Source organism: Bacillus mycoides, assembly GCF_000832605.1.
In the GTDB taxonomy this organism is placed as follows: domain Bacteria; phylum Bacillota; class Bacilli; order Bacillales; family Bacillaceae_G; genus Bacillus_A; species Bacillus_A mycoides.
Map to the genome: position 1 here is coordinate 2,465,133 of NZ_CP009692.1, position 11,504 is coordinate 2,476,636.

General features: G+C 37.1%; 11 protein-coding genes and 2 pseudogenes. 10 read left to right on the forward strand and 3 right to left on the reverse strand.

What is annotated here, in order from left to right:
• The first annotated feature begins 57 nt into the window (after window positions 1-57).
• On the forward strand, window positions 58-1,386 hold the full coding sequence (locus tag BG05_RS14620; RefSeq protein ID WP_002185286.1) for an aromatic amino acid transport family protein: 1,329 nt from the start codon (window positions 58-60) through the stop codon (window positions 1,384-1,386).
• Window positions 1,387-1,678: 292 nt separating this feature from the next.
• On the opposite strand, the gene BG05_RS14625 is transcribed toward BG05_RS14620, so the two are convergent.
• A complete protein-coding gene (locus BG05_RS14625; RefSeq protein ID WP_002185288.1) occupies window positions 1,679-2,641 on the reverse strand; it encodes a helix-turn-helix transcriptional regulator in 963 nt (320 codons plus the stop codon).
• 110 nt (window positions 2,642-2,751) lie between these two features.
• On the opposite strand from BG05_RS14625, the gene BG05_RS14630 reads away from it, so the two are divergent.
• From BG05_RS14630 to BG05_RS14645, 3 genes are all read left to right on the forward strand, one after another.
• Window positions 2,752-3,231, forward strand: a complete 480-nt coding sequence (locus BG05_RS14630; protein ID WP_002167907.1) for a GyrI-like domain-containing protein — start codon at window positions 2,752-2,754, stop codon at window positions 3,229-3,231.
• On the forward strand, window positions 3,218-3,727 hold the full coding sequence (locus tag BG05_RS14635) for a hypothetical protein (RefSeq protein WP_002185291.1): 510 nt from the start codon (window positions 3,218-3,220) through the stop codon (window positions 3,725-3,727). Before BG05_RS14630 ends, BG05_RS14635 begins: the two co-directional genes overlap by 14 nt.
• A gap of 165 nt (window positions 3,728-3,892) precedes the next feature.
• Entirely contained in the window at window positions 3,893-4,150 is a 258-nt protein-coding gene (locus tag BG05_RS14645) for a DUF3963 domain-containing protein (protein WP_002128363.1), read from the forward strand.
• 115 nt (window positions 4,151-4,265) lie between these two features.
• Here BG05_RS14645 and BG05_RS14650 read toward each other — a convergent pair whose 3' ends face one another.
• Window positions 4,266-5,024: an NAD-dependent epimerase/dehydratase family protein gene (locus tag BG05_RS14650; protein WP_003190585.1), complete on the reverse strand. Its 759-nt coding sequence runs from the start codon at window positions 5,022-5,024 to the stop codon at window positions 4,266-4,268.
• A 142-nt stretch (window positions 5,025-5,166) separates the two neighbouring features.
• Between BG05_RS14650 and BG05_RS14655 the strand changes: the two genes are divergently transcribed.
• The 6 genes and pseudogenes from BG05_RS14655 to BG05_RS29585 form a co-directional block, all read left to right on the forward strand.
• Window positions 5,167-6,054: a LysR substrate-binding domain-containing protein gene (locus tag BG05_RS14655; protein WP_002128361.1), complete on the forward strand. Its 888-nt coding sequence runs from the start codon at window positions 5,167-5,169 to the stop codon at window positions 6,052-6,054.
• A gap of 147 nt (window positions 6,055-6,201) precedes the next feature.
• Window positions 6,202-6,445: pseudogene (locus tag BG05_RS31515) on the forward strand (GNAT family N-acetyltransferase); the annotation flags it as partial.
• Window positions 6,446-6,831: 386 nt separating this feature from the next.
• Window positions 6,832-7,506, forward strand: coding sequence for a response regulator transcription factor (locus BG05_RS14660; RefSeq protein ID WP_002185294.1), 675 nt, complete (start codon window positions 6,832-6,834; stop codon window positions 7,504-7,506).
• Entirely contained in the window at window positions 7,503-8,870 is a 1,368-nt protein-coding gene (locus tag BG05_RS14665) for a sensor histidine kinase (RefSeq protein WP_002128359.1), read from the forward strand. Before BG05_RS14660 ends, BG05_RS14665 begins: the two co-directional genes overlap by 4 nt.
• 182 nt (window positions 8,871-9,052) lie before the next feature.
• Window positions 9,053-10,033 (forward strand): alpha/beta hydrolase, encoded by a 981-nt coding sequence (locus tag BG05_RS14670; RefSeq protein WP_002128358.1) that lies wholly within the window; start codon window positions 9,053-9,055, stop codon window positions 10,031-10,033.
• A 293-nt stretch (window positions 10,034-10,326) separates the two neighbouring features.
• Window positions 10,327-10,422: pseudogene (locus BG05_RS29585) on the forward strand (YjcZ family sporulation protein); the annotation flags it as partial.
• A gap of 681 nt (window positions 10,423-11,103) precedes the next feature.
• On the opposite strand, the gene BG05_RS14680 reads toward BG05_RS29585, so the two are convergent.
• Window positions 11,104-11,463 (reverse strand): DUF1453 family protein, encoded by a 360-nt coding sequence (locus BG05_RS14680; protein ID WP_002185296.1) that lies wholly within the window; start codon window positions 11,461-11,463, stop codon window positions 11,104-11,106.
• Window positions 11,464-11,504 lie beyond the last annotated feature (41 nt).

Here is an 11,504-nt window from a genome sequence, read left to right on the forward strand (position 1 = left end):
CTATATTCTTAAGCCTAAAAAGAGACGTAAGAATAGGATACAAGGGGGATTTATTATATGAATGGGAATACTGCAAAAAAAATAGAATTTCAAGCTGAAAATAATGCAGTGAAAAATGAGAACTATCTAGATCCTAAAAAGTGGCATAAACAAGATACTACTTGGGCATTGAGCCTTTTTGGAACAGCAATTGGAGCAGGAGTACTCTTTTTACCTATTAATGCAGGTTCAGGTGGTTTATTATCATTACTGTTAATTACGATACTTGCATTTCCTGTTATGTATTACTCACATAGGGCGCTTGCTAAAATGATATACGCTTCTAATTCTGCTGATCAGGGGATTACAGGTACAATTAGAGAGTATTTCGGAAATAAGGCAAGTATCATTTTTAACATAGTATATTTCGGCTCAATTTATACAATCGTACTGATGTATTCGGTTGCGCTTACAAATACTGCAAGTAGTTTTATCGTGCATCAATTGCACATGCCGGAGCCTCCAAGGGCCATTTTATCGCTTGTATTAGTGCTTGGTCTTATCGCTATACTAAATTTTGGTCAAGATATTACTGTAAAGATCATGAGTATGCTAGTGTATCCTTTCATAGCTTCTTTACTTTTTATCGCAATATCTTTGATCCCGCAGTGGAATACGTCAATGCTTAGTTTTTCAAGTGTTTCTACTGCTTCTACTGCTTCAACAGGAACAGGATATTTTGGAACGATATTGATGATACTACCAATCATCGTATTCTCATTTAATCATTCACCTATGATTTCATCATTCGTTGTGAAACAGAGGGCTACGTATGGAATAGAAGCTACTGATGCCAAATGTGCACAAATACAAAAGGTTTGTTATATCATGACATTCGTGGTTGTTATGTTCTTCGTCTGGAGCAGTACATTGAGTTTGACTCCAGAGGATCTTAAAATGGCAAAAGAGCAGAACTTATCGATCCTTTCATATCTTGCTAATGAGCTTAATTCGCCTGTAATCACTATTGCAGCTCCTATCATTGCTTTTGTGGCTATTACAAAGTCTTTCCTTGGCCATTATATAGGGGCATATGAGGTAATGCGTGACGTAATTATCAAGTTTGGAAAAACACGCGGAAAAGCTATCGAAGAAAAAACAGTTAAGACAATGATTCTTTCTTTTGTCGTATTAACATGCTGGTATGTTGCTTATGCAAATCCAAGTATTCTTGGAATCATTGATTCCCTTAGCGGTCCGTTAGTTGCTGCTATCTTATGTCTATTACCAATGTATGCGATTCGTAAAGTACCAGTACTAGCTAAATACAGAGGAAAAATGAGCAATGTGTTTGTCATTGTTGTAGGTATACTTACTGTCCTAGCAAGTATTAAGTCATTATTCTAATTCGTTATTGTTAGTTCAAGTGCTAAAATAGTGGGATATGAATAAAGAATGAAAGAGATTATGGATAAGATAAATCCACATTCGAATTTTAAACAAGTAATTTAATGAGGGTTAAACTCTAATATAAAAAGACATGAACAAAGATTAGTTCATGTCTTTTTTGTGTTGGCGTTATTACTAGAAGAGCGTTTAAAGTAGCGGTAGTAAATAAAATGTTTTTACTAGGTATTTGAATAGAAGTAACTGGCATCTAGTCAAACTCAATATTATTTTGGGTTTAACTGGTCACTGCTTATGGGCAGTATAAACATAATCTCTCTTTTAAACCTTCTAACACTTCTTCAGGCACTTCCTTGATTTTGATATCTTTACCTAGGAAAAGTAGCCAATTTGTTATTTCTGTTAATTCATCGAGATTGTTAACATTGATAAAAGTCTTTAGAATGGCTGTGGATTGGTAAGGATTAGTATAGGAAATAGAAAATTTTATAGGATGGTATTTTTTGAACTGGGCAATCGCTTTTGGACCAAGTTCAAGTACAAGGTTGATTGCCTCGTCCTTCTTACTTAGTTTTTCTAAAATTTTTTTCTTACTTAATCTCTTTTTCGTCGTATAGGGTTCGACATTGATGAGATGATCGACAGGGAGCATCTTCTTTTTTTCTTCTTTTATGTCAAAGGCTTCAATTATCCAATGGCTTTTTTCTTGATAAAGGTGTAGTAGATAAATTGGATAAGACTTGATTTCTTCCTCTTCTTTTACGGTAATCAATAAATGACTATCCAAAAGAAGGATTTGGATGAGTTTTTCTAACATAGGATGGGGGAGGTCAGAAAGCTCAAGTAGGTCAGGATTATGAGGGTTAGTTCCTTCAAAAAGCAAGATTTGATTTAAAAGAACAAGGTCATCCTGCTGGATTTCTGAGATGAGTCCTAGTAATTTTTCGGCTAAAGACTGACGACTCTTTAGATAGGGAAGTTGTTGATTTCTTGTGGCCATAAAGGCAATAAAAAGAGCTTTGACCTCATTATCAGTAAAGCGAACAACGGGCAGGATAGAGTTATGCATGACAAAATATCCTCCATCCCTGCCAACTTCAGCGACGAGCGGCATCCCCATGGCTTCAATTTCTCTAATGTCTCTAATAGCTGTCGATCGTGAGATGTTAAATTCTCGTATGATTTCAGAAATTGTAAAGTGGGAGCGGTTGTTAATATAGCGCATGATCGTATTAATCCGTTCAACTTTTTTCATGTTGGTCTCCTAAACAGTATCATTTTTTGACATGATTTAAAGATATTATAAACTCATCAAGTGAAAAGATAAATCGCTTGATTAATTTAAAAGTGAGGAAGGTTTTAAATATGAAAAATTATACAATAGAAGAAAAAGATAGCTTTATCGTGTTAGGTATTGGAACTGAACTTAAGAGCCACTATACAGACTTTGCGGGCATAAACAAGGAAAAGGCAGACTTTTGGCTGGCCGTCGAACAAGATGGAAGGTTGGACACTTTAAAAGCTTTAGCTACAAATGATTACATTTTTTCTGTGAGTGAAGCGGTGAATAACAAGATGATGTATTACGCTGGTGTCATGACAGAGGCAACGATACAAGAAGAATCTAGAGTTATCCAGTTTCCGAGGGGAGAATACCTAGTAGTTAAAGGGGAAGGCAATACAGCTGAGGAGCTAAGTAATAAGCTTACTGGTATTGCATTTGGTCAAGCATTAGCAGAAGAAAAAGATTTTGCCTATGTTGGTGGGCCAAATACAACAGTTGAGATGGGGCAGCGAAACGGCTTAGTATTTGGTGAAATATGGATTCCAGTTGTTAGGAAGTAAAGTATTAAAAGGAGAGATGGAATTGTCCGATATCGTTGATTTTAAAAACGTAACTACAGCTGGCATGGAGTCTTCACCTGTAGCAGAAGCACTTGCTGGTTTACGTGCCCATGAAGCACGTTACTTTATGAATAAATACAAGCATGAATTTACGGTTGTACCAGCTAGTGAAAGCGAGAAGACTCTTGATTATGTGAACCGCATTTTGAAAGAAGAACGTGATATTGAGTTTGCGGCAAAACCTTTAGAAACATCGTGTTTTCAAGTGGAAAATATTAAATTTGCCTATGTCTTCTATGAGGATGGTCTTGCAGTCAACGTCATGTATACGTTGGATAACCCAAAGAAGCGGGCCGTTGGATTTAAGCTTTCTGAGGGAATGGAGATACCAACGGAGTTAGTAGAGAAGTTTAAGTTTGCTAGACAGAAGTCTAAACTTGCTGGAACAATTCGAGGTTCGTTTTTTGTAATAAAAGGAGAATATAGTGTAAGTTGAAGAATCATTCATTTGTTATATTGAGTTATTTTTTTAAAGGCGCGATTAAGGCTAACAATCTTAAATTGTTAGCCTTTTTTTACATAAGTATAATATTCATAGTCTGCTACACACTACGTTCAGATAAAATAGAACGAAAGGAAATTACTGTAGGGTGGTGGTGGCGTGAGCAAAAAAAGGCTATTTGAGTTATTCTTAGTAACTTTTGCTTTACTATTCCTTCATGTAAGCACATTTACTAATGAAAAATTGAATGATAAATTTGGTAACTTTACCTTCTTTGTTGTATTTCTCATGTTTTATATCAACGTTGCATTTATAGAACGGTATTTTGATGATATACAAAAGTGGATTCGAAATATCACATTTCTTCTTGCCTTGTTAGTAGTAACTTTAATATCACTATGGATAGGTTACTTTTAAAGCCTTGTGATTAAGGAAATTTTGTTTTGTTATCTTTCCTTAACAACAAACAAGACGCCAACCAGATCATGGTAGCGCCTACTATAATATAATATCTTTTCTAGATATGCCTTTATCAAGAATCAAAGAATTTAATACCACTTAGTACAAAAGCATCAGAACTTGGGCTATAACCAACTAACTTTCTTGTTCCTTCAATATCAATTCGTTTAAACCTGTTGTTAGATACACCATGTAAAATTGAAAATGGAGGTAAGTTCTTTGCCGTCATCGACTTTAAGAGAAGGTCCATAAAATCTTCTGGGCTTAAGTATGCACTCATATCTCTAGCTGTTAGTGGTTTACCATATGGATTATAATCATCATATGCACCTATACGAATAGCAAGACTTTGTAACCCTTCTTCATAAGCAAAATAAGAAGCAACAGCCTCTGCAAAACACTTACTTACCCCGTACATATTTTTGGGCCTCGTGGGTGAATAAGCATGTGGTTGATAATCCAAAGGATAGCCTTCAATTGTTTGAGCACTGGAAGCAACTATCACTTTGGATACATTATTATCACTAGCAGCTCTAAAAATATTATAGGTTCCCTTTATATGATTTTCTAATAAGGAGCCATAAAAATCAGCATTTGGTGAAGGATTACCTGCCAAGTGTATAACTATATCTATACCTTTCGTAAATTCTTGACAAGCAGCTAAATCAGAAACATCTAAATATATGATTTCATGATTTGTATCTTTAAAAGTTTCTAAAGCAGATAAGTTAATATCTGCTAGCCGTAACTGGTAATTCCCTTGCTTATCTAGGAATCTTGTAACATCTTGGCCAATCCTACCTGCAGCACCTGTAACTAAAATTTTTTGCATTTCACTTCATCCTTCCATAAAAAATACATCCCTTGTCAAGGATCATATAATAGAGCATGCACTTATTGTATGTTGGTAATGGCATTAAATAAAACGAAGAAATATAATGGAGACATGAATAAAATTCATGAGGAGGACCATAGTGACTTTAACAAAATATGAAATATTTAACAAAGTGGCAGAACTCAATAGTTTTACAAAAGCTGCAGAAGTGTTAGGTTTCACCCAATCTGCTGTAAGTCATGCAATTAGCAGTTTGGAAAAAGAGTTTTCCTTTCCTTTATTTATTCGTAATCACTCTACTTTAACATTGACCAAAAATGCAGAGGAGCTTTTAATTACCGTTCGGAAAATTTTATACTATAACAACATGCTGAAGCAGGAAGTAGCCGCTATCAATGGGTTCCAAAAAGGAACAGTAAGAGTGGGGGTTTTTTCGAGTATTTCTAAAAACTGGATTCCTGGTATTCTTAAAAAAATGGAGGGAAAGTTTCCAAATATTGAAATCGAATTACTGGAAGGAAACTATGCTGAGGTTGAGAATTGGTTACAAAACGGGAGATTAGATTGTGGATTTATTAATAATGATACTTACTTTGAATCCTTTGAAAAATCCTTTGAAATCGTACAATTGAAGAGGGATCGACTTTTATGTGTTGTATCTAACCAATCCCCATTATGTAAGGAAAACCAAGTATCAATGCAACAAATAGAAAATGTACCTTTTATTATGCCAACATATCAGTGTTATGATGATATTCAAAAAATATTTAGGGAGAATAAAGTTAGCCCCAATATTCGATTCGAAAATATGAATGAATACTCAGTGATCTCCATGGTGGAGAATAATCTAGGAATTAGTATATTGCCAGAAATGATTATACCGACATCAAAAATTTCTTTTGCAGCAATTCCACTTGAAAGTGATAGCTATCGAACTATTGGATTAGCTATAAGAAAACCAACCTCACTCGCGACTAAGAAATTTTCTGAGATTACTAAAAGGTGGGTATCATTTGAATCAATTTAATTTTGCCAAAATCTGAGTTATTTAAACTGATATGGTTCTTCTTGAACGGAGCAGATTAATTCAATAAGCAATGAGAAAAAGTTATATATTATGTGTCGATGTAGAACTATAATATACAAAAATCAGGAGGTGATTATATAGTAATATATAAATTGTACGACAGAACACCCTAATAACTTTGACTAATTACTAAACCTATATGAATCTTTATGATGGAATTCACTTAAATTAACAAGTAATGATTTGGAACGAATGTGCAATCAAAGTTGATACGCCATACACATTTGATGAAAAATAATTAGTGGGTATAGGACGTGTTATTTCAGATGGTGTAATTACTGGAGTAGTTTGGGGAATATGCGTTCTATCAATCTATCTGTCCGAAGGAATCGCCGCCATGTACAAATCGCGCTGGGCAATTGAATCATTTTTCCGCTGGATTTAGCTGAATTTGAACGTTCCCGTATTGTTTGGCACAATATCCAATGCGTTGTTCAATCAGTTATTCACAGCTATAATTGCCTATGCTTTGCTGAAATTTCTTCGTGCACAAGGCCAAAAGACAAAATAAATGCTTGTCATTTGCAGGTTTCACACGCCTGTTTCTTTGTGAAGCCTTGTCAATTGAGTGGCAAATTAGTTTGAAAGAAACACTTGAATTCTACAGGTCGATAAATCAAGAAACTGTATTACTTTGGTTAATCAACATACGTGTTAATTTATAGTATAATGATTGCTTGAAATAATGCGGTGGAAAACAGGGAAAAGAGGGAACCGATGCCTACTATACTAGTTGCTGACGACGATGCGAACATTCGCGAACTCGTCTGTTTATTTCTACGCAACGACGGATTCGCAACAGCTGAAGCAGCGGACGGCAAGGAAGCACTGGCCGTCTACATCTCAACGAATGTCGATCTTGTCGTACTTGACATTATGATGCCGATTATGGATGGTTGGACGTTAAGCAAGGAGCTCCGAAGAGCCAATCCTGATCTACCTTTACTTATGCTGACTGCGAGAGGAGAAACATGGGAGAAAGTGAAAGGTTTCGAACTTGGGACGGACGATTATTTAACCAAACCATTCGATCCGTTAGAGTTGACGGTTCGTGTTAGGGCACTACTCAAACGATACAAGATTGGCTCCACGCAGAAGATCCATTTCGGGAACGTCATCCTTGATCGACAGACCTATAAGGTGATGAACGGGACGGAGTCGCTTACGTTGCCGCTAAAGGAGTTCGAATTGCTGTATAAGCTCGCTGGAACACCCGGACAAGTCTATACGCGCGTGCAGTTGATCGATCAGATTTGGGGTATCGATTACGCCGGAGATGATCGAACGGTAGACGTACATATTAAACGGCTGCGTGAACGGTTCGCGACAACACCCGATTTTCGGATCGAAACGGTGCGCGGGCTTGGGTATCGGCTTGAGGTTTATGAATGATCAGATCCTTATATATACGTGTTGTCCTGACATTTTTAGTCTCCATCATCGGGGGCACGATCATTTCTTTTTTGGTGTCAACTTGGATATTCGAAGATAAATTGAACGAAAATGCTCAAATCAACTTACGTAACTTTGGCCAAGACATCGTCCGGATTTACAAGACCTTTCCGTTACGTGAAGCGGACTTGTTCGTAAGTGAAATGAAGCAGCTCGATTCTTATTATATTCGAATCTACGAAGCAACGGGTCAGTTCAAGTCTTACGGTAAACTTCACGGACACAAACCTGCGCCTGTGACGATGGAGCAACTAAAGAAAGTATTAGATGGAGGTGTTGTTCAGGACACTCCTAATGGTATTGCCACGGTCCTCTTAGGGTTGCCGTTGAAAACGGAAATGGGAACGAAAGCGATATTTTTGGAAGCGCTCGCCCCTCCTTCAGCCTCTTTTGTCACAAAGTGGGCATTGGTCTTTGCAACATGTTCGTTGATTGCAGGAAGCTTATTGATTCTAGTTGCCTCTGTATTCCTGGTAAGACCGATAAAAAAGCTGACAAAAGCGACCAAGCGGATAGCATCTGGAGATTTCAACGTCAAGTTGAATATTAAGCAAACGAGTGAGCTGGGTACTTTGGCTCGCAGCTTCGAAGAAATGATGCACGATCTGCAGCAACTTGAGCAGATGCGCAGGGAATTCGTAACGAACGTGTCGCACGAGGTTCAGTCTCCGCTCACTTCGATATCCGGTTATGCTCTAGTGCTTAAGCAAGTTGACCTTTCAGAATACGAACGAAGCCGTTATCTTGATATTATCATCGCTGAAGCGAAAAGGATGTCCAAAATGAGCGATAACCTGCTAAAGCTGAGTTTTCTTGAATCGCAGTCAAAGCAACTGCGGCTCGTCACACTCAGCCTCGATGAACAAATCCGACGGATAATCGTGGCGCTCCAGCCACAATGGTCTGCTCGCGATATACATTTCGAGCTTGATTTACAGACAGTTAAAGTAACGGCTGATCATGACCTGTTAAATCAGGTATGGACGAATATCCTCAGAAATAGCATCAAATTTTCCGAGGATGCCGGTGTGATTAACGTAAGCATCAAACAAGATATCAAAAACGTGACAATCCTAATATCCGACACTGGTATTGGTATTCACCTTGACGACCAGAAGCGTATATTCGATCGTTTTTTTAAGGCCGATCGTTCCCACAGTCGTAAGTATGACGGAAGTGGTATGGGACTCGCTATCGTTAAACAGATCGTGTCGCTTCATCAAGGTGACATCCGAGTGAAAAGTGAACTTGGTCAAGGAACGACCTTCATTGTCACCTTGCCAATCACTACACCAACAGATTAGTTAGATTCATTCTCTATGCTACGACTCATATGCAAGCTTACTTGCATATAGAGCCGTAGCATTTTTTTTGGCAGTTCATATTCAGTTCATATTGTCGTCATGGTGAGTACATCTTCATTGGTTAAGTTTTCATTACAGGCACATGAAGGAAGGCAAACAGATCAGGACAGGAGAAGATGAAAGTGACACAACAAGAGGAAAAGAAAACGCTGAGGGGAATGAAAATAAAGAAAGTGCGAAACATCTTACTTAAAATCATAGGAGCAATCGTTCTAGTCATTGTACTTTTTTTAGGTATTGTTTATATCGTAAATGTGATGAGTAGTCATTCGGAGCAAAAACGAATAGTGCCCTACGGGCAGCACGTATCTGTAGACGGGAAAAACATGAATGTGTTAATTCAAGGCGAGGGCGAGGAAACGATCGTGCTCCTGCCTGGTTATGGAACAGCTACTCCAGGGCTTGACTTTAAGCTTCTTATCGATGAATTATCTCCATTTTACAAAGTTGTTGCGGTAGAGCCTTTCGGTTATGGATTAAGTGATGAAACTGTAAAAGAGCGAACCACGGAGAATATGGTAAGTGAAGTTCATGAAGCTCTACAGCAGCTTAATATTAACAGATACATGCTCATGGGCCACTCCATTACAGGCATTTATGGAATTGATTATGTGAACAAATATCCAAACGAGGTGACTGCATTTGTCGGAATCGATAGCAGTGTTGCAACACAACCGGGTATGGATATCAATTTCCCATTAAAAACGTTTGCATATCTCAAAAAATCAGGTCTCTTAAGATTGGCTATGAAAATCAGTGCTGACCCCTATGCTGGACTGGCATTTGATGAAAAAACCGTAGAGCAAATGAAAATGATTTCGAATAAAAACATGTATAATGACACAACCTTGAATGAGATGGATCATATTTCGTCTAATTTTAAAGGGGCTCAAGGTTTAATCTTCCCTAAATATCTTCCACTTCTTCTCTTTGTACAAGCGAATAATGAAGATGTAGCAGGATGGATACCTCTGCATGAAGGGCAGATCAAAGACTCGGTACATGGAAAAGTAGTAACCATGGATGGATCACATTATTTACACCATACCAAATTCAAAGAAATCGCTGAAAACGTTAGACTATTTATGAAAGAAGTAAAGTAAGTGTTCAGAGAAAGGTTCATTCGTTATTTTATGCATTTGTCTACAGTCTGCAAGACCATCATTTCGATGGTCTTTTTTATGTCCAAACAGTTGTATATTTCCAAACCAAGATTATACTTTCGCCTGAAAGACATTGGGTTTCATTTTCATATTAACTAACGAGGCAGGTGTGCGGCCGATCCTAGGTCGTATCATATAACGGGTGGGATTCCCGTCGAGTAAGAACTAGCCATTCGCTCGTAGCGAGTCTTGGAGGGCTAAAGGTAACTTTAGTCTTTAAGCGTAGACAGTTAGGTGGCGGATTTGCTTTACTGATCGTTCTATTCATCCTGTTAATCATTATAGGATGTAGTTGTTGGAGCGGCGGTAGCGGCGGATTCGGTTACTAAAAAAAGGGGCACTCATAAGAGTGTCTTTTTTCTCAATATAAGAACTCTAAGAATATGATATTATTTTAATGCAAATTCCCTTTTGTGCAATGAGATAGTAATGCCTAACAAAAAACCCACCTATTTCCGTAGGTGGGCCTTATCTTTATTACACAATATCAAAGTATACTCTCTTTTTCTCGTGAATTTTATGTAATTATACATATTTGTAAAAATTACATAAAATAAATATTACATGTAGTAAAATATAAATTGTGGACACGTTCTATAAAGCTGATTCTCCGATTAGAAGGCGTAACACATCTCAACCATATAGGTGTGGTGTGGCGTTGCTTTAATCTAGCCAAACAAACGATCTCGACTCTCTTGTATTTGTACACTAACAATCTGTTGAAAATAAATGATTCTGTTTTATAGGACGTGTTTACTTAATGTCCAATACATATTATTAAATTAAAGTGGTTCAAGTCGGAGGAAGGCACCTTAGGGTGTCTTTTCTTTATGGGGTCTCACCACATCACCATCAAGCTAAAAGTACGAATTACCCCAAAACAATAAGTACGAGCAAAATGCACAAAATTTTCGTTCTGGGGTATTTGTTTTTCTTAGCTTGATAGCAATGTGTTGGTGTTAGAAAAACACTGAAATTTGCTACACTACAAAAATTACCCTTAGCAATAGTTAATGTTTTGAATGCATCAAACTTTTTGCTTTTAAGTATAGAATCACTCTTCTTATACACTCACTCGCCGCAATAAAGCAAAAAATACCATTCGTTACTAAACCTAGCGCATACTGACTTGAACCTTTAAAAATATACGTTACAATAAAACGTAAAATAAATACAACAATCCATATACCTAAGGCGATATAAGAATTTTTAGCATAAACCTTCCCATTATTTTTATCGATTCGTATTATAGTTGTAGAACTACGCACAGCTCCTACAATTCCTCCAAGAGCAAGTAATACTACAAATAGACCTGTTTCTATTAATGTGAGATCGTTAAATACATGAGTAAATGTATAGCATGCGATCAATACAGGAGCAATTCACATTCGTTGAACTTTCAATTCCCTTT

Excerpts from the sequence above, each read along its gene's own strand:
- BG05_RS14660 (WP_002185294.1), top strand. The coding sequence starts at position 6,832 with ATGCCTACTATACTAGTTGCTGACGACGATGCGAACATTCGCGAACTC.
- BG05_RS14625 (WP_002185288.1), bottom strand. The coding sequence starts at position 2,641 with ATGAAAAAAGTTGAACGGATTAATACGATCATGCGCTATATTAACAAC.
- BG05_RS14650 (WP_003190585.1), bottom strand. The coding sequence starts at position 5,024 with ATGCAAAAAATTTTAGTTACAGGTGCTGCAGGTAGGATTGGCCAAGAT.
- BG05_RS14665 (WP_002128359.1), top strand. The coding sequence starts at position 7,503 with ATGATCAGATCCTTATATATACGTGTTGTCCTGACATTTTTAGTCTCC.
- BG05_RS14620 (WP_002185286.1), top strand. The coding sequence starts at position 58 with ATGAATGGGAATACTGCAAAAAAAATAGAATTTCAAGCTGAAAATAAT.
- BG05_RS14630 (WP_002167907.1), top strand. The coding sequence starts at position 2,752 with ATGAAAAATTATACAATAGAAGAAAAAGATAGCTTTATCGTGTTAGGT.